The 17,360-nt window shown below is 61.5% G+C and carries 14 protein-coding genes and 1 pseudogene; 14 read left to right on the forward strand and 1 reads right to left on the reverse strand.

Annotated features, from left to right (window positions below):
* From AACY25_RS04365 to AACY25_RS04410, 10 genes are all read left to right on the forward strand, one after another.
* The gene (locus AACY25_RS04365) at positions 1–1,422 is read left to right on the forward strand and encodes an alginate O-acetyltransferase (protein WP_445262113.1); all 1,422 of its coding nucleotides are present in this window, start codon (positions 1–3) and stop codon (positions 1,420–1,422) included.
* Positions 1,423–1,424: 2 nt separating this feature from the next.
* On the forward strand, positions 1,425–2,528 hold the full coding sequence (locus tag AACY25_RS04370) for a mannuronate-specific alginate lyase (RefSeq protein WP_339410592.1): 1,104 nt from the start codon (positions 1,425–1,427) through the stop codon (positions 2,526–2,528).
* A 142-nt stretch (positions 2,529–2,670) separates the two neighbouring features.
* Positions 2,671–4,200 carry an MBOAT family O-acyltransferase gene (locus AACY25_RS04375; protein ID WP_339522751.1) on the forward strand — a complete coding sequence of 510 codons (1,530 nt, stop codon included), beginning with the start codon at positions 2,671–2,673 and terminating at the stop codon, positions 4,198–4,200.
* Positions 4,201–4,211: 11 nt separating this feature from the next.
* Positions 4,212–5,354 carry an alginate O-acetyltransferase gene (locus AACY25_RS04380; protein ID WP_339522752.1) on the forward strand — a complete coding sequence of 381 codons (1,143 nt, stop codon included), beginning with the start codon at positions 4,212–4,214 and terminating at the stop codon, positions 5,352–5,354.
* Between the two features lie 60 nt (positions 5,355–5,414).
* Entirely contained in the window at positions 5,415–6,059 is a 645-nt protein-coding gene (locus AACY25_RS04385; protein ID WP_339522753.1) for an alginate O-acetyltransferase AlgF, read from the forward strand.
* 168 nt (positions 6,060–6,227) lie between these two features.
* Positions 6,228–7,667, forward strand: coding sequence for a mannose-1-phosphate guanylyltransferase/mannose-6-phosphate isomerase (locus AACY25_RS04390; RefSeq protein WP_339522755.1), 1,440 nt, complete (start codon positions 6,228–6,230; stop codon positions 7,665–7,667).
* A 108-nt stretch (positions 7,668–7,775) separates the two neighbouring features.
* Positions 7,776–8,240, forward strand: coding sequence for a multidrug transporter (locus tag AACY25_RS04395; RefSeq protein WP_339522756.1), 465 nt, complete (start codon positions 7,776–7,778; stop codon positions 8,238–8,240).
* A 29-nt stretch (positions 8,241–8,269) separates the two neighbouring features.
* Positions 8,270–9,100: an SDR family oxidoreductase gene (locus tag AACY25_RS04400; protein ID WP_339522757.1), complete on the forward strand. Its 831-nt coding sequence runs from the start codon at positions 8,270–8,272 to the stop codon at positions 9,098–9,100.
* Positions 9,101–9,113: 13 nt separating this feature from the next.
* On the forward strand, positions 9,114–9,503 hold the full coding sequence (locus AACY25_RS04405; protein ID WP_339522759.1) for a hypothetical protein: 390 nt from the start codon (positions 9,114–9,116) through the stop codon (positions 9,501–9,503).
* Between the two features lie 31 nt (positions 9,504–9,534).
* Positions 9,535–10,383: a DMT family transporter gene (locus tag AACY25_RS04410; RefSeq protein ID WP_339522761.1), complete on the forward strand. Its 849-nt coding sequence runs from the start codon at positions 9,535–9,537 to the stop codon at positions 10,381–10,383.
* Positions 10,384–10,397: 14 nt separating this feature from the next.
* Here AACY25_RS04410 and AACY25_RS04415 read toward each other — a convergent pair whose 3' ends face one another.
* Positions 10,398–12,395: a peptidase U32 family protein gene (locus AACY25_RS04415; protein WP_339523833.1), complete on the reverse strand. Its 1,998-nt coding sequence runs from the start codon at positions 12,393–12,395 to the stop codon at positions 10,398–10,400.
* Positions 12,396–12,548: 153 nt separating this feature from the next.
* On the opposite strand from AACY25_RS04415, the gene AACY25_RS04420 reads away from it, so the two are divergent.
* The 4 genes and pseudogenes from AACY25_RS04420 to AACY25_RS04430 all read left to right on the forward strand — a co-directional run bounded on the left by AACY25_RS04420 (position 12,549) and on the right by AACY25_RS04430 (position 17,318).
* Positions 12,549–14,912, forward strand: coding sequence for a DNA polymerase II (locus tag AACY25_RS04420; protein WP_339522762.1), 2,364 nt, complete (start codon positions 12,549–12,551; stop codon positions 14,910–14,912).
* Between the two features lie 120 nt (positions 14,913–15,032).
* Entirely contained in the window at positions 15,033–15,878 is an 846-nt protein-coding gene (locus AACY25_RS04425; RefSeq protein WP_339522763.1) for an outer membrane protein, read from the forward strand.
* 120 nt (positions 15,879–15,998) lie between these two features.
* Positions 15,999–16,109, forward strand: a pseudogene (locus tag AACY25_RS20895) (hypothetical protein); the annotation flags it as partial.
* A 48-nt stretch (positions 16,110–16,157) separates the two neighbouring features.
* Positions 16,158–17,318: an AAA family ATPase gene (locus AACY25_RS04430; protein WP_339410527.1), complete on the forward strand. Its 1,161-nt coding sequence runs from the start codon at positions 16,158–16,160 to the stop codon at positions 17,316–17,318.
* Positions 17,319–17,360 lie beyond the last annotated feature (42 nt).

Consider the following 17,360-nt stretch of genomic DNA (forward strand, 5'->3'; position numbering starts at 1 on the left):
GTGAACACGCACCCTTTTAAACTCCGCCAACTGGCCCTTATCTGCACCTTGCTGGGGACGGCCGCTGTACAGGCTGAACCGCAGTATCAAGTCCAACGTGTCGGCCCACTGTGCCCTATCGCCCAGGACCCGAGCCAATACAACACCAAGTACCTGAGCTTTTTCACTGCGCTGGTACAAGGTCAAGGGGATTGGCTGTTTCGCAGCCGTTATGACCTGCGCACCGACTTTGGCACCACGCCCGCTGGCTACCGTCAGTTCAAACGGCTGCGCGATGCGCTCAAACGAAAAGGCGTGGAACTGCTGATCGTTTATCAACCGACGCGCGGCCTGGTTAACCGCGAAAGACTCACCGCCGAGGAAAAAGCCAAGTTTAATTTCGAGCTGGCCAAGCAGAACTACCTCAAGGCCATTGAGGGCTTCCGCCAGGCGGGGATCTGGACCACAGACCTGTCGCCGCTGTTCGATGAACAGGGTGTGGACACCGACTACTACTTCAAGGCGGACCACCACTGGACCCCCGCCGGAGCCGACCGCACCGCCAAACTGGTGGCCACCACGCTCAAGGAAATTCCTGGGTTCGACGCAATTCCCCAGCAACAGTTTGAGAGCGCCGTCACCGGCCTGTTGCCCAAGGCCGGCACTCTGCACAAGACCGCTGCGAATTTCTGCGGCACCACCTACGCCACCGAGTATGTGCCGCGCTATGAGACCGCCATACAGGGGGTGGCTGACAGCGACAGCCTGTTCGGCGATGAAGCCGACCCGCAGATTGCCTTGGTCGGCACCAGCAACAGCGGCCCGGCCTACAACTTCGCCGGTTTTCTGCAACAGCACAGCGGCGCTGAAGTACTCAACCGTTCGGTCAGCGGCGGTGGCTTCGACAGCGCCCTGCTGCAATACATGACCAGCCAGGAGTTCCATGACAACCCACCACAGATTCTGATCTGGGAATTCGCCACCCATTACGACCTGGCGCAGCAAAGTTTCTACCGCCAGGCCGTGCCGCTGGTGGACAACGGCTGTGAAGGCCGCAAGGCCGTAATGAAGAACAAGGTCACCCTCAAACCCGGTGCCAATCAGGTGCTGGTCAACGGTGAGCACAGCCCATTGCAGGACTTGCGCGGTGGCGACTACCAGATCGACCTGACCTTCAGTGACGCCAGTGTGCACGAAGCCCAGGCCACGCTCTGGTACCTCACCGGCCGCCGCGAAAACTTCAAACTCGAACAGAGCGAACGCGCGCCCACCGACGGCCGCTACGTCTTCGAGCTGCGCAACGACGCCGACTGGGTTGACCTCAACCTGCTCGCCCTGGACATCCAAAGCCCGGAAAACATGCCGGCCAACCTCAGTGTCGAGGCGACCCTGTGCAAGCGCCCCAGCGCTGACAGCAAAGCCCTTACGGCGCATGCCCAATGAACATGAAACCACGTCCACATAGGGTATTCGTCCCCTGCCTGCTGGGTGCCGCGCTGTACAGCCAAGCGCTGCTCGCCACCGACCTGGTGCCGCCTGCTGGCTACTACGCGCCGGTAACGGTTACCGAAAAGCAGGCCAAGGCCTGCCCAGCGACGCCGCCGCCCTACACCGACAAGCTGGTATTTCGCAGCAAGTACGAAGGTTCAGGCAAAGCTCGCGCCACCCTTAATCTCGACTCGGAAAAGGCCTTTCGCAGCAAAACCGCGGCCATCACCGAGATGGAGCGCGGGGTCAATCGATTCATCATGCGGTACATGCGTGATGGTCAACCTGCGCAGCTCGAATGTGCCCTGCAGTGGCTGAACGACTGGGCAGAGGCCGACGCGTTGCTCAGCGGCGAGTACAACCACACTGGCAAATCGGTACGCAAATGGGCGCTGGGCAGCCTGGCCTCGGCCTACCTGCGTCTGAAGTTTTCGACTTCGCAGCCGCTGGCGGCCTATGCGCAGCAAAGCCAAATAATCGAAGCCTGGTTCATCAAGATGGCCGAAAACACCGTGCATGACTGGAGCGATCTGCCACTGAAGAAGATCAACAACCACAGCTACTGGTCCGCCTGGTCGGTCATGGCCACCGCCATCGCCACCAACCGCCGCGACCTGTTTGACTGGTCAGTGGCGCAGTTTCGCGTAGGCGCCAACCAGGTTGACGCCGACGGCTATCTACCTAACGAACTGAAGCGCAGCCAACGCGCCCTGGCGTACCACAACTACAGCCTGCCGCCACTGATGATGATCGCCGCCTTCGCCCAGGCCAACGGTGTCGACCTGCGTGCGGAAAATCAGGGCGCATTGCAGCGCTTGGCTGAGCGTGTACTGCGCGGGGTGGATAACCCAGACGAATTTGCCAGCAAGACCGGCGAGAAACAGGACATGGAAGACCTGAAGAAAACCAACAAATACGCCTGGCTCGCGCCCTATTGCGCGCTCTATGCGTGCTCGACCGACGCCCAGGCGCTGCAGCAGAGCATGGGCCCGTTCAAGACATTTCGCCTCGGCGGCAACGTCAGCCAGGTGTTCGAGCGCAAACACGCCAAAGGCAGTTGATTGGCACGCGCAGGCGAGCATTTCGCCCTAGCGCTAGTACGTCGTTAACCCGTCCGCGGACGGGGTGAAACAAGCCTCCCGCGCGCGGGGGGAAAGGGGGGCTTGCGAGCCCCGGAGAGTGCTACTCAACGGAGACATACGGATGGTCTTTTCATCCAACATATTCCTGTTCCTGTTTCTGCCGATTTTTCTCGGCTTGTATTACTTGAGCAGTAATCGCTATCGCAATTTGCTGATTCTGATTGGCAGCTACGCCTTCTACGCCTGGTGGCGGGTGGATTTTCTCCTGCTGTTCGTTGCCGTCACCCTGTGGAATTACATCTTTGGCCTGCGCATCTATACCGCAGGTGTACGCAGCAAAGCGGCGCAGCGCTGGGTGCTATGGGGGGTGGCCGGCAACCTGGCGACCCTGGGCTACTTCAAGTACGCCAACTTCGGTATGGAAAATATCAACAAGGTGATGGCGGCGGCCGGCTTGGAGCCGTTCCTGCTGACCCATGTGATCCTGCCGATCGGCATCTCCTTCTATATTTTCCAGTCGATCAGCTACCTGATCGATGTCTACCGCGGCGACACCAAACCGACGGAAAACCTGATCAACTTCGCGGCCTTTATCGCCCTGTTTCCGCAGCTGATTGCAGGCCCGGTGCTGCGCTACAAGGATCTCGCCGACCAGTTCACCGACCGCACCCACAGCCTCGACAAGTTCAGCGAAGGCGCGACGCGCTTTATGCAGGGCTTCGTCAAAAAGGTATTTATCGCCGACAGCCTGGCGCCGCTGGTTGATCACTGTTTTGCGCTCAGCAACCCGAGCACCGGCGATGCCTGGCTAGGCATGATCGCCTACACCGCGCAGCTGTACTTCGATTTCTCCGGTTACAGCGACATGGCCATCGGCCTAGGCCTGATGATGGGCTTCCGCTTTATGGAAAACTTCAACCAGCCCTATATCAGCCAGTCGATCACCGAGTTCTGGCGGCGCTGGCATATCAGCCTGTCGACCTGGCTGCGCGACTACCTCTACGTGCCGCTGGGTGGTAATCGCAACGGTACCTTCAACACTTACCGCAACCTGTTTCTGACCATGCTGCTGGGCGGCTTTTGGCATGGCGCCAACTGGACGTTCCTGATCTGGGGCGCCTGGCACGGCACCTGGCTGGCCATCGAGCGCGCGCTGGGGGTGAACGCCGCGCCCAAGGTGCTCAATCCGCTGAAATGGCTGCTCACCTTCTTCCTGGTAATGCTCGGCTGGGTGATCTTCCGCGCCGAGAACCTCGACGTGGCTTGGCGCATGTACAGCGCGATGTTCAGCTTCAACGAATGGCAGCTAAGCGAACTCAACCGCGCAAGCATCACCGACCTGCAGATCGCCACCCTGGTGCTGGCGTACGTGGTTCTGGCGTTCTGCGGTCTGCGCCAGTTCTATCGGCACAAGGCGGCGGACGCCCGTGCCAACGGTCCGGCGACCGATCAGCCGCGCATCGTCAAAGCCGTACCGGGTGACGAGCCTGGCCTGGTAGTCGGCAGCGGCGGCGTGCTGGTGCAACAACCGACCTGGAGCGTGGCGATTCCTCGCTACCTGGTGCGTGGTGCGCTGTTGCTGCTGTTCTGCGTGTCGGTGCTGAAGCTCTCCGCGCAGAGCTACTCGCCCTTCCTCTATTTCCAATTCTGAGTAGGCCGACCATGACGCGTCCATTACGCAAACTCTATGTCGCACTGTTCCTCGGTGTACTGCTCCTGCTGTTCGTGTGGTCCATGCGCGGGGTGCTGAGCTACGACGCACCCAAGCAGTTCACCGTGCTTGACGGCGGCCTGGCGAAAACTTTCGAAAGCCATTACGACAAGCAGTTTCCGGTGAAGAACATCGGCACCAATGTCTGGGCTGCACTGGATTATCTGCTGTTCAACGAAGGCCGCCCCGGCGTGCTGATCGGCGAAGGCGAATGGCTGTACTCCAACGAAGAGTTCGATGCCGTGGCCGACGGCCAGCAGCAGCTCAACGACAACATGGCGCTGATCAAAGGCGTGCGCGACGAGCTGGCGGAACGTGATGTGCTGCTGGTGCTCGCGATAGTGCCGTCGAAATCGCGGCTGTATCCCGAGTTCGTTGGCGACAACCGGCTCAGCAGCATTCGCGAAAACCTCTATCAGCGCTTCCTCGACGAAGCCCGCAATGCCGGCATCGCCGCACCCGACCTGCTGACCACCCTGCAGGCGGGCAAGAGCAATGGCCAGGTGTTTTTGCGTACCGACACGCACTGGACGCCCCTTGGCGCCGACCTGGTGGCACGTCAGCTGAGTGAAACCGTCAACCGCGCCACCACCCTCGACGGCGAACCGCAGGTGTTCGTCACCGAAGCTGAAGGCAGCGCGCCATACATGGGCGACCTGACCCGCTTCCTGCCGCTTGACCCGCTGTTCGCCGACCTGATGCCGGCGCCGGATCAGCTGCAGAAGCACGTTACCCGTGCGCCTGAACCGGCCGCGGGCGCCGACGCCCTGTTCAGCGACAGCGAGATTCCGGTGGCGCTGGTGGGCACCAGCTACAGCGCCAACCCCAAATGGAATTTCGACGGTGCATTGCGCCAGCACCTGCAGCGCGACCTGAGCAACCACGCCGAAGACGGTCTAGGTCCGATCATTCCGATGCTCAAGTTCCTGCAGAGCGACGAACTGAAAAATACCCCACCGCAGCTGGTGATCTGGGAGTTCCCCGAGCGCTACCTGCCCATGGCCAACGACCTGAGTGCCTTCGATACGCAGTGGCTAAGCGCACTTAAACAACCCGATGGCAACCGCCACCTGATCGCTAGCGACCGGCTCTGAAGCCTGCCGCCATACCTGCGGTACGACCTACCGCTTTATCACCCACAGGGAGTCCTACTCATGCACAGAACCACCTCACCTAACTGGATGCTTTATGCCTGCACACTCGTGCTAAGCCTCGCCAGCCTCACAGCCACAGCGGGCGAAGGCGGCTTGTACGCGCCAACCGCGCCCAAAGGCTCGGCGTTTATCCGCGGTTTTAACGCCAGCAACAGCGAGCTCAACTTCAGCGTTGGCAATACCAAGCTAGACGATATCGCGCCCCTGGCCTCGAGTGACTTCAGCTTTCTGCCGGCGGGCAGTTACAGCGCCCAGGTAGGCAGCAACAACCTGCAGGTGGACCTTGAGGCCGAGCATTTTTACACCCTGGTCAGCCAGGTCGGCGAGCCGCCGAAGCTGGTGAGCGAGGAACCTTTCAATAACAAGCGCAAGGCGCTGCTGCGAGTTCAAAACCTCTCCGACAGCACCCTCAGCCTGAAAACCGCCGACGGCAAACCGGTGGTCGACGGCGTAGCGCCAGATGCCAACGGCCAGCGCGAAGTAAACCCGGTCAAGGTCAACCTGGCGCTGTTCGAGGGCGACCGCAAGGTCAGCGACCTCAAACCCGTCACCCTGGCCCGCGGTGAAGTGGTGTGCCTGTACATCACAGGCAGCGGCAATGCGCTCTCGCCGGTATGGGTCAAGCGCCCGGCAAGAACCGATTGAACACCGGACAAGTACAAGCGCTGGCAATGACCAGCGCAGCAAAGCAGCGTCTTTCGCAGTAGACGTTTTGGAGTACCCCCCAGCGCTGCTTACCAGCCTGGGCAACAGGGCCAGCCCGGCCACAAGCCGGCAACCCAACCAACCAAAAGTGCTTTAGGAGTACATGCAATGATTCCAGTAATTCTTTCCGGCGGGAGCGGTTCACGTCTGTGGCCACTCTCGCGCAAACAGTATCCCAAGCAGTTTCTCGCCCTTACCGGCACCGACACGCTGTTCCAGCAAACCATCAAGCGCCTGCGCTTCGCCGGCATGCAGGCGCCGGTGCTGGTGTGCAACCTGGAACACCGCTTTATCGTGCAAGAGCAGCTCAGCACCCAGCAACTGGAAACCCAGACCATTCTGCTTGAGCCCTTTGGCCGCAACACGGCGCCAGCAGTAGCCATCGCCGCCATGCAGCTGCTTGCCGAAGGCCGTGACGAACTGTTGCTGGTCCTTCCTGCCGATCATGTGCTGGATGATCAGGCTGCGTTCCAGGCGGCCTTGCAGTTGGCCAGCAGTGCGGCGGAAAAAGGTGAAATGGTGCTATTCGGCATCCCCGCCACCCGCCCAGAAACCGGCTACGGCTATATCAAGTCAGAGGCAGATCCGGCCCTGCCAGAAGGCATTATTCGCGTCGCCAAATTCGTCGAGAAACCTGATGAAGCGCGTGCCAGCGAGTTCGTTGCCAGCGGCGATTACTACTGGAACAGCGGCATGTTCCTGTTCCGCGCCAGCCGTTACCTCGAAGAGCTGAAAAAACACGACGCCGACATCTATGACACCTGCCTGCTGGCGCTAGAACGCAGTCAGATCGAGGGTCGCCAGGTGACCATCGACGCCGCCACCTTCGCCTGCTGCCCGGATAATTCCATCGACTACACGGTGATGGAAAAAACCACCCGCGCCTGCGTGGTGCCATTGGATGCCGGCTGGAACGATGTCGGCAGCTGGTCATCGATCTGGGACGTGCATGACAAGGACCAGGACGGCAATGTGCTGTCCGGCGATGTAATGATCCATGACAGCCATAACTGCTTGGTGCATGGCAACGGCAAGCTGGTCTCGGTGATCGGCGTGGAGGACATCGTGGTGGTCGAGACCAAAGACGCCACCATGATCGTGCACAAGGATCGTGTGCAGGACGTCAAGACCATGGTCAACCAGCTCGACGCAAACGGCCGCAGCGAAACCCAGAACCACTGCCACGTCTATCGCCCGTGGGGCTCCTATGACTCGGTGGACATGGGCGGACGTTTCCAGGTCAAACACATCACGGTCAATCCCGGCGCCACCCTTTCCCTGCAGATGCATCACCACCGCGCCGAGCACTGGATCGTGGTCTCCGGCACCGCCGAGGTGACCTGCGATGACAAGGTGTTCCTGCTCACCGAAAACCAATCCACCTACATCCCCATGACCTCGGTGCATCGCCTGAGCAACCCCGGCAAGATCCCCCTGGAAATCATCGAAGTGCAATCGGGCAGCTACCTGGGTGAAGACGACATCCAGCGCCTGGATGATGTCTACGGGCGCAGCCAAACCTCCACCCTCAGCCTCGCGGCGAGCTGACGCACAACCGCCAGCCCTGCGCAGGGGCTGGCGGGCCAAAGCATGTACCCAGCCGCCCGGCCTTGTGTAGGATGAACGTCTGTTTATCGACCAAGGCCATCTATCACCATGCTATTCGGCGCAATTCTGCTACTGAGCTGGCTGATCCTGCTAATCCGCTACCCGAGCAAGGCACTGCCGATTTCTCTCGGCGCGCTGATCGGCCTGGGCCTGGTCGCCAGCTGGGTGCTGTGGCAGGAAAGCCGCGAAAACCGCCATCTGGCCCACCTCGAATTACGCCTTGATTACGCCCCCGAGCGCTGCCCGGCGGATCGCCCGCTAGCCCTGAATTTGAAGAACGACAGCGAAGCCGCACTGCTTAAGCTGCAATGGCAGATCGCCGCATACCGTCCCGGCGACCGCATTAATCTGGCCGAGCGTTTATATGAAACACCACGCTACAGCGGCCCCGGCGATTTGCAACCCGGTGCCGACTGGCAAACCTGCCTGCCGCTGCCAACGCTACGCAGCGGCTACCGTGCAAGCACCCTGGAGTTTCGCGCCGAGCGCCTGCAAGGCAGCTTTGCCCATTAAGCCCGCATAACAACCATAAGGAGCGGTGCATGCGCCAACCCAACGTATTGATCACCGGATGTTCCAGCGGCATTGGCCGCGCCCTGGCCGAGGTGTTCCAGCACGCCGGTTATCAGGTCTGGGCCACCGCGCGTAAGGCCGAAGACCTGGCAGCCCTGAGCGAAGCCGGGTTCCACGCTATCCAGCTGGATGTCAATGACGGCCTCGGGCTGGGTCAACTGGCAGAGCGCCTTAAAGCCGAAATCGGCGGCCTCGACGTACTGATCAACAATGCCGGCTACGGCGCCATGGGCCCGCTGCTTGATGGCGGCGTTGAAGCCATGCGCAAGCAATTCGAAACCAACGTGTTCTCGCTGATCGGCGTAACCCGCGCGCTGTTTCCGCTGCTGCGGCAAAACAAGGGCCTGGTGGTGAATATCGGCAGCGTCTCCGGCGTGCTGGTCACCCCGTTTGCCGGCGCCTACTGCGCCTCCAAAGCCGCCGTGCATGCACTGACCGATGCCCTGCGCCTGGAGCTGGCGCCCTTCTCCATCGAGGTGATGGAAGTACAGCCCGGCGCGATTGCCTCCAGCTTCGGCGCCAATGCCAGCCAGCAGGCCGAACAGCTGATCGACGAAGCCTCACCCTGGTGGCCGATCCGCGACGGCATCCGCGCCCGCGCCAACGCCTCGCAGGACAACCCCACCCCCGCCAGCCACTTTGCCCGCAACCTGCTCGCCGCCGTGCAAAGCAAATCCCGGCCCAACCTGGTGCGCCTGGGCAATGGCAGCCGTAGCATGCCGCTGCTCGCCGCCCTGGTGCCCAAACGCCTACTCGAAGCCGTACTGAAAAAACGCTTCGGCCTAAACCGCAGCCTTTAGGAGCACACGCCTTATGCGCGAGCCAAGCCCCAACAGCGTCGCGGTTACCCGCCTGGCCCTTGGCGGCGTGGTGGCGGTTATCGTGCTTAACCTGCTGCTGCGCACCTTCGTCAAACTCGGCGGGCTGTTTACCACGGTGTTGATCGCCGCATTGGTGGCCGCGGGCATGACCCTGTGGTTCTCCTGGCGCAACCGCCGCGCGCCTCTGCAAGGCGAACGCCGCCGTCTGCTCGCCCTCTACGGCGGCATACTGGCCCTGCTTTATCTGGGTTTATTGGCGATGATGGCGCTGCAGGACAACCCTAGCCCAATGGGGTTGCTGATCTTTGGCCTGCACTACTTTTGCTATCCGCTAATGGCCTGGCTATTTCTCACCAAGGGCTTTGCCAAGCGCAGTGAATAACTGCGCAAACGCCCCACAACCGGGGCACCCCATGTCGGTCATCCGCCTTGTCAGCATGACGGCGCTCGCATTGATCGCCTTCGCCGCCAACTCCCTGCTGTGCCGGGCAGCGCTCGCCGACGGCAGCATTGATGCCGCCAGCTTTACCAGCATTCGTCTGATTGCCGGAGCCGCAGTGCTCTGGCTGATCGTACGCATCCGCACCGGCAGCGCGATTGGCAAAGGCAACTGGCTATCGGCGCTGGCCCTGTTTGCCTATGCCGCCGGCTTTTCCTTCGCCTACCTCGAACTGTCGACCGCCACCGGCGCCCTGCTGCTGTTCGGTGCGGTGCAAAGCACCATGATCGGTTACGGCCTGTACCGCGGCGAACGCCTGCGAGTGCCCCAGCTTGGCGGCTTGTTGCTGGCGATTGGCGGACTGGTCGGCCTGCTCCTGCCGGGACTTGCCGCGCCGCCGCCACTGGCCTCGGCACTGATGCTGGGTGCGGGCATAGCCTGGGGCATCTACTCGCTACGCGGCAAAGGTAAAGGTGATCCGCTGCAAGTCACCGCCGGCAATTTCCTCCGGGCGGTGCCGATTGCATTGATCCTCAGCGCCGCGATGCTCGGCGATATCTCCCTGCAGCACTGGGCCGGAATTGCCTACGCCATCGCCTCGGGCGCGCTGGCCTCCGGCCTGGGCTATGCCGTCTGGTACAGCGCCTTACCGGCCTTGAAAGCCAGTACCGCCGCCAGCGTGCAACTCAGCGTACCGGTGATCGCCGCCCTTGGCGGCGTGGTCCTGCTCGCCGAGCCCCTCAGCCTGCGCCTGCTGCTGGCCTCCCTGGCTATACTCGGCGGCATTGCGCTGGTGATTCTGACGGGGCAACGCAGCCGATAGGATTACCAATCAGCCTAGCGCTTGATGGTCTTAAGCAGATCTTCCGGGGTGATATAGCCCACCGCGCCGCTTTGAGTCTGGGCGCTGCCCGGCTGTGGCTGATGGAGGATATGGCCTTTCATCTTGCCGATGATGTGCATCTCGCACGGCTTGCAGTCGAATTTCAGGGTCAGCACTTCGTCCTGATGGATCAGCTGCATGTCCGACACCTTGGTGCGCACGCCGCTAACGCCCTTGGCCTGTTTTGGGCACAGGTTGAAGGAGAAGCGCAGGCAGTGCTTGGTGATCATCACCGGCACTTCGCCCGCCTCTTCGTGGGCCTCGTAGGCCGCGTCGATCAGTTGCACGCCGTAACGCTTGTAGAAGGTGCGAGCCTTGTCGTTGTAGACGTTAGCAAGGAAGGTCAGGTGCGATTCCGGGTACACCGGCGCCGGCACGCTGACCGGCTTGCGCCCGCCACGTGGATGTACCGCAACGCGCGCCTGGGTCAGCGCCTCAATGGCTTCGCGGCGCAGGGCCTTGAGCTGCGAGCCGGGGATAAACGGCACGGCCTCGCAGTCGATCTGCACGCCGGTGCTGTAGTACATCGTGGTACCCAGCTTGCTCAGCGTGTCAGCCAGTTGCTCACGGGACTGTTCGGCATCCTTGGCGGCGGCGAACGGGCCAGTCAGGCTGACATTAGCCACCACGCCCTCTTCGCTGGTGACACTCAGCTGCAACTGATCACCCTGCAATGCCACTTGCCAGCTAACCGCGACACGGCGCTCGGCCGAGGTTTTCTGCAGGGCCTGTTGCCAGTTGTGATCAAGGTTGCGATTGAGCGGATGCAGCGGACGCACGCGGTGCATGGCCTCAGGCATCTCGTTGGGCTCGACGCGGTAGCGGTAGCGCTTCTCGCCGTCGTCTTCAAACTCGCCTTTCAGCTCGCAGATATTGCTGCGAAAACCTACCACTTCACGTTTGATCAGCACGTTAAGGCCATCGCCGTTGGACAGCGGTGTGTCGGTGACGGCGATCAGGTCGCGCTTGTTCACTTTTTCGATATAACCCACGGCCAGCCCGGTAAAGGTCGGCGAGTCGAACGCGCCGATGTCCACCTTGCGGTCGCTGACGAAATAATCGGTGCTGCCGCGGTGGAAGGTCTTGTCGGTGTCCGGGGTGAAGAAGTGCTCGGTGCGGCCGCTGGCAGCGCGGGCCAGGTGCGGACGCTGTTCAAGAATGACATCCAACTCGCGGCGGTAGTGCGCAGTGATGTTCTTCACGTAGCTCATGTCTTTGTAGCGCCCCTCGATCTTGAACGAGCGCACACCAGCATCCACCAGATGGATCAGGTTGTCGGTCTGGTTGTTGTCCTTCATCGACAGCAGATGCTTATCAAACGCCACCACGCGGCCCTGATCGTCCTTGAGGGTGTACGGCAGGCGGCAGGCCTGGGAGCAGTCGCCACGGTTGGCGCTGCGCCCGGTCTGCGCGTGGGAGATATTGCACTGCCCGGAGAACGCCACACACAGCGCACCGTGGATAAAGAACTCCACCGCTGAATCAACGTTACGGCAGATGTTGTTGATCTCTTGCAGGTTCAACTCGCGGGCCAGCACCAGCTGGGAGAAGCCGGCGTTGTCGAGAAAACGGGCTTTCTCCAGGGTGCGGATATCGCACTGGGTACTGGCGTGGATCTCGATGGGCGGCAGGTCCATCTCCATCACACCCATGTCCTGCACGATCAGCGCATCGATACCGGCCTCGTAAAGCTGCCAGATCATCTGCCGCGCCGGTTCCAGCTCATCCTCATGCAGGATGGTGTTGAGGGTGACAAACACCCGCGCATGGAACAGGTGGGCAAACTGCACCAGATCGGCAATGTCCGCCACGCTGTTGCTGGCATTGTGCCGCGCGCCAAAGCCGGGGCCACCGATGTACACCGCGTCGGCCCCATGCAGGATGGCTTCCTTGGCAATGGCGGTATCGCGCGCAGGGCTGAGCAGTTCGAGGTGGTGCTTGGGCAGGGACATGGCGTGGGCATCGAGGCAGTCAATCAAGCCGAGCATTTTACCCCTAAAGCAGATTTTATATGTGGCCGCTGAGCAGTCGCCCCAACACTGTATAGGCATACAGACAAAAGCCCGCGTAGAATTGCCCGCTCAACACGACCTGAGAACAACACGGTGGATCTACAACAGGGCTTTATCCTCACCCGCCACTGGCGTGACACGCCGGCCGGGACGCAGGTGGAGTTCTGGCTGGCCACCGACCACGGCCCGCGACATATCCGCTTGCCGCTGCAACCCTCGGTGGCGTTTATCCCGGCCGAGCAGCGCACACAGGCCGAGGCGCTACTGGCCAACGAAAGCGGCGCTGAGCTGCGCCCGCTGGCGCTCAAGGACTTTCAGCAGCGCCCGGTGCTGGGGCTGTATTGCCAGCAGCATCGCCAGTTGATTGACCTCGACAAACGCCTACGCCGCGCTGGCGTGACGGTGTACGAGGCCGATGTGCGCCCGCCCGAGCGCTACCTGATGGAGCGCTTTATCACCGCACCGGTGCTGTTCGCCGGCACGCCCGATGCGAACGGCCTGCTGCTGGACGCGCAGATCAAACCCTGTAGCGACTACCGCCCCACCCTCAAGCTGGCCTCGCTGGATATCGAAACCAATGCCTTCGGCGAGCTGTACTCCATCGCCATCGAAGGTTGCGGCCAGCGCAACGTGTATATGCTCGGACGCGCGCCCGAACAGCCGCCAGCGGTGGATTTTCTGCTGGAGTACTGCGTCAGCCGTGAGCAGTTGCTCGACCGCCTCAACCACTGGATGGCGCAGCACGACCCGGACGCGATCATCGGCTGGAACCTGGTGCAGTTCGACCTGCGCGTGCTGCACGAACACGCCCGTCGCCTGGCCATCCCGCTGCGTCTGGGCCGCGATGGCAGTGAGATGCAGTGGCGCGAGCATGGCAGCGGCAACGGCCACTTCTTCGCCGATGCAGCGGGCCGGCTGATTATTGATGGCATCGAAACACTGCGCTCGGCGACCTGGAGCTTCCCCTCGTTCAGCCTGGAAAACGTCGCGCAAACCCTGCTCGGCGAGGGCAAAGACATCTCCACGCCCTACCAACGCATGGACGAAATCGACCGCATGTTCCGCGAGGACAAACCCGCCCTGGCACGCTACAACCTGCGCGACTGCGAGCTGGTCACGCGGATCTTCGGCAAGACGGCGATCCTCGACTTCCTCCTCGAACGCGCCACGGTCACCGGCCTGCCCGCCGACCGTAACGGCGGCTCGGTGGCGGCCTTCGAGCATCTGTATATGCCGCTGATGCACCGTCGTGGTTTTGTTGCGCCGAACCTCGGTGACAACCCGCCGCAGGCCAGCCCCGGCGGTTTTGTCATGGACTCGCAGCCAGGACTATACGAGTCGGTACTGGTGCTCGACTACAAGAGCCTGTATCCGTCGATTATTCGCAGCTTTCTGATCGACCCGGTGGGGCTGATCGAAGGCCTGCGCCAGCCGGATGACGTCCACTCGGTGCCGGGCTTTCGCGGCGCACGCTTCTCGCGCAGCGAGCATTGCCTGCCAGCGATTGTCGAGCGCGTGTGGCAGGGCCGCGAAGCCGCCAAACGCGAGCACAACGCGCCGCTGTCACAAGCGTTGAAGATCATCATGAACGCCTTCTACGGCGTGCTCGGTTCCAGCGGCTGCCGCTTCTTCGACACGCGCCTGGCCTCCTCCATCACCCTGCGCGGCCACGAGATCATGGCCCGCACCCGCGCGCTGATCGAGGCCGAAGGCTACGCGGTGATCTATGGCGACACCGACTCCACCTTCGTCTGGCTGCAACGCCTGCATGACGAAGCCGATGCAGCGCAGATTGGCCGCGCTCTGGTGGCCAAGGTCAATGCCTGGTGGGCTGAACATCTACAGAGCGAATACGGTCTGAGCAGCGCCCTGGAACTGCAATACGAAACCCACTACAGCCGCTTTCTGATGCCGACTATTCGCGGCGCCGAAGAAGGCAGCAAAAAGCGCTATGCAGGGATGATCAGCCGCGCCGACGGCAGCCACGAGATGGTCTACAAAGGCCTGGAAACCGTACGCAGCGACTGGTCGCCGCTGGCTCAGCAGTTTCAGCGCGAGCTATATGAGCGCATCTTCCTCAACCAGCCCTACCAGGGTTATATCCGCGACTATGTCGAACGCACCCTGAATGGCGAGCTGGATGAGCTGCTGGTCTACCGCAAGCGCCTGCGTCGCACACTCACAGACTACGAGCGCAACGTACCGCCGCATGTGCGCGCCGCACGCCTGGCCGACGAATACAACGCGGCGCACAGCCGGCCGCTGCAATACCAACGCGGCGGCTGGATCAGTTACGTGATCACCACCGCCGGCCCACAACCGCTGGAAGCGCGCAACGCCGCCATCGACTACGACCACTACCTGACCCGCCAATTACAGCCGGTGGCCGACGCCATCCTGCCGTTTGTCGATGATGACTTTGTCACCTTGATTGGTGGTCAGTTGGGGTTGTTCTGAGTATGTCAATAGCCCGGGTATCGCCGCAGTGATCGCAACACGACAATCCTGAGGCGAAAAACTGGCTTAGCGCTTCTAACGAAATATCGGGCCCGCTGTTCTGGCGGCCTGTCCGCATAAATGTATATTCTCAATGCCGACCTACTGACTGGGTCCTCTAAGAACAATGAGGGAAAAATCACCATGCGCAACTCACACATTGCCCTCGCTGGCTTGTTCGGCGTGGTTAACCTGATGAGTACGGCCTACGCACAGACGCCGCTTACTCGCGATTGGTCGGGGGTCTACTTCGGGGGCAGCCTGGGGAGCGCTGAAGGTTCGACCGACACCCGGGCCTCTACCAGCTCGGGCTTCCCTACCTCCTATTTCCAACCTCCTTCCGAGCCACAAGTTGAAGATGCAGCGGATGGGCAGTTGTCGCAGTGGAATCTTTCTGGTGGGTTGTTTGCCGGCTATGGGAAGCAGTTTGGCAAGCTGTATGTTGGCGTCGAGGGCAGCGCTAATAGCCTTAGCTTCGATGAGTCTCGTACCTCTGGGGAACCCTACATTGTGGTTCCATCAGCACGGTTCAGTTACACGCAATCCGTTGAGGCCGATTGGCAAGCAACCCTGCGCGCCCGACTGGGCTGGGCAGAGGATCGCTGGTTGGCCTATGTGACTGGCGGCGCTGCCGTGAGCCAAATCCGCCTGGACACTGCGTTTTCGGATACCACCTTCGGAGGCGGAGCAAGTGGACGGGACTCAACCACTGACACCAAGTGGGGCTGGGTGCTCGGCCTAGGTGGTGAATACGCCTTAAGTAACAGCTGGACCATTCGCGGTGAATACCTGTACGCCGACTTCGGCAAAGTGAGCACTGATACTGTGATCGCTCACCCGGCTTCCTCTATCGTTAGTAACAGCATAAAAGGCTCGGCTGAGTTCAAGACCCAGACTGTTAGCTTGGGCATGGCCTATCGCTTCTAAGATTACGCTCAGCAGCAATAAGCCCCGCACGTGCGGGGCTTTAAAATCTAAACTCTGCCCCTTTTTATGCAGCCGTTTTGCCGCCGAGCTGCAACACAAAGTCCTGCTATAACTGGTGCCAACTACGACCACTACCTGACCCGGCAGTTACAGCCGGTGGCCGATGCCATCCTGCCGTTTGTCGATGACGACTTCGCGACCTTGATTGGTGGGCAGTTGGGTTTGTTCTAGGCCTGCTGCGTACCTAAAATCCCCCTTCAACTGTCAGGACGACATCGCATGCTGCACACCCTCGCCGTCGCCAACTACCGCTCAATCAACACCCTGGTGCTGCCATTGGGCAGGCTCAATCTGGTGACCGGGGCCAACGGCAGCGGCAAGTCGAACCTCTATCGCGCCCTGCGTCTGCTGGCGGAAACCGCCCAGGGCGGCGTGGTCAATGCCCTGGCCCGTGAGGGCGGGCTGGACTCCACTTTCTGGGCCGGACCGGAAACCATCAGCAGACGCATGCTCAGCGGCGAGGTGCCGGTGCAAGGCGGCCCGCGCAAGGAGGCCAAGCGTCTGCGCCTGGGTTTCGCTGGCGATGATTTCAGCTATGCCATTTCCCTCGGATTGCCGGAACCGAGCCTGTCCGCCTTTGCCCTTGACCCGCAGATCAAGCGCGAATGCATTTGGGCCGGGGCCAGCTATCGCCCCGCCTCGCTGCTGGTGGATCGCGCTGGGCCGATGGTACGCAGGCGCGAAGAACGCAGCTGGCAGGTCATGGCCCAGCACCTGCCGCTCTTCGATAGTCTGTTCGATCAGATCGGCAATGACCCGGCCTGCCCGGAAGTGTTTCAGCTGCGCGAACATATCCGCCGCTGGCGCTTCTACGATCACTTTCGCAGCGACGCCGAAGCCCCGGCACGCCTCCCGCAACTGGGCACCCGCACACCGGTACTGCACCACGACGGTCGCGACCTGGCGGCAGCGTTGCAGACCATTCGCGAAATCGGTGACCCGGCTGCGCTGGATGCGGCAATCAGTGACGCCTTCCCCGGCGCACGGTTACGCATCGATATACAGGCTGGAGGACGCTTTGCCGTGGAGTTGCAACAAGACGGATTGCTGCGGCCCTTATCAGCCAGCGAACTGTCGGATGGCACCCTACGTTATCTGCTGCTGGTCGCCGCCCTGCTCACCCCAAGGCCACCCTCGCTGATGGTGCTGAACGAGCCGGAAACCAGCCTGCACCCCGACCTGCTGCCAGCCCTCGGCCGACTGATCATCGCCGCCTCGCAGCACACCCAGGTCTGGGTGGTGTCCCACGCCAGCCGGCTGATCGCCACCCTGGAACAGCACCCCGAATGCAACGCCATCGTCCTGGAAAAACTGCTAGGGCAAACCGTGATCCAGGGTCAGGGCATGCTCGATGAACCAGCCTGGAAGTGGCCGAGTTAACCCTGGCTGGCCCGCGCGTGCAGAAGATTGCGGACGCTAACC

Origin of the sequence: Pseudomonas sp. EA_35y_Pfl2_R111, from assembly GCF_963970955.1 — a bacterium.
Classification (GTDB): domain Bacteria; phylum Pseudomonadota; class Gammaproteobacteria; order Pseudomonadales; family Pseudomonadaceae; genus Aquipseudomonas.

Excerpts from the sequence above, each read along its gene's own strand:
- AACY25_RS04400 (WP_339522757.1), top strand. The coding sequence starts at position 8,270 with ATGCGCCAACCCAACGTATTGATCACCGGATGTTCCAGCGGCATTGGC.
- AACY25_RS04425 (WP_339522763.1), top strand. The coding sequence starts at position 15,033 with ATGTATATTCTCAATGCCGACCTACTGACTGGGTCCTCTAAGAACAAT.
- AACY25_RS04385 (WP_339522753.1), top strand. The coding sequence starts at position 5,415 with ATGCACAGAACCACCTCACCTAACTGGATGCTTTATGCCTGCACACTC.
- AACY25_RS04380 (WP_339522752.1), top strand. The coding sequence starts at position 4,212 with ATGACGCGTCCATTACGCAAACTCTATGTCGCACTGTTCCTCGGTGTA.
- AACY25_RS04405 (WP_339522759.1), top strand. The coding sequence starts at position 9,114 with ATGCGCGAGCCAAGCCCCAACAGCGTCGCGGTTACCCGCCTGGCCCTT.
- AACY25_RS04370 (WP_339410592.1), top strand. The coding sequence starts at position 1,425 with ATGAAACCACGTCCACATAGGGTATTCGTCCCCTGCCTGCTGGGTGCC.
- AACY25_RS04430 (WP_339410527.1), top strand. The coding sequence starts at position 16,158 with ATGCTGCACACCCTCGCCGTCGCCAACTACCGCTCAATCAACACCCTG.
- AACY25_RS04395 (WP_339522756.1), top strand. The coding sequence starts at position 7,776 with ATGCTATTCGGCGCAATTCTGCTACTGAGCTGGCTGATCCTGCTAATC.
- AACY25_RS04410 (WP_339522761.1), top strand. The coding sequence starts at position 9,535 with ATGTCGGTCATCCGCCTTGTCAGCATGACGGCGCTCGCATTGATCGCC.
- AACY25_RS04415 (WP_339523833.1), bottom strand. The coding sequence starts at position 12,395 with ATGTCCCTGCCCAAGCACCACCTCGAACTGCTCAGCCCTGCGCGCGAT.
- AACY25_RS04375 (WP_339522751.1), top strand. The coding sequence starts at position 2,671 with ATGGTCTTTTCATCCAACATATTCCTGTTCCTGTTTCTGCCGATTTTT.
- AACY25_RS04390 (WP_339522755.1), top strand. The coding sequence starts at position 6,228 with ATGATTCCAGTAATTCTTTCCGGCGGGAGCGGTTCACGTCTGTGGCCA.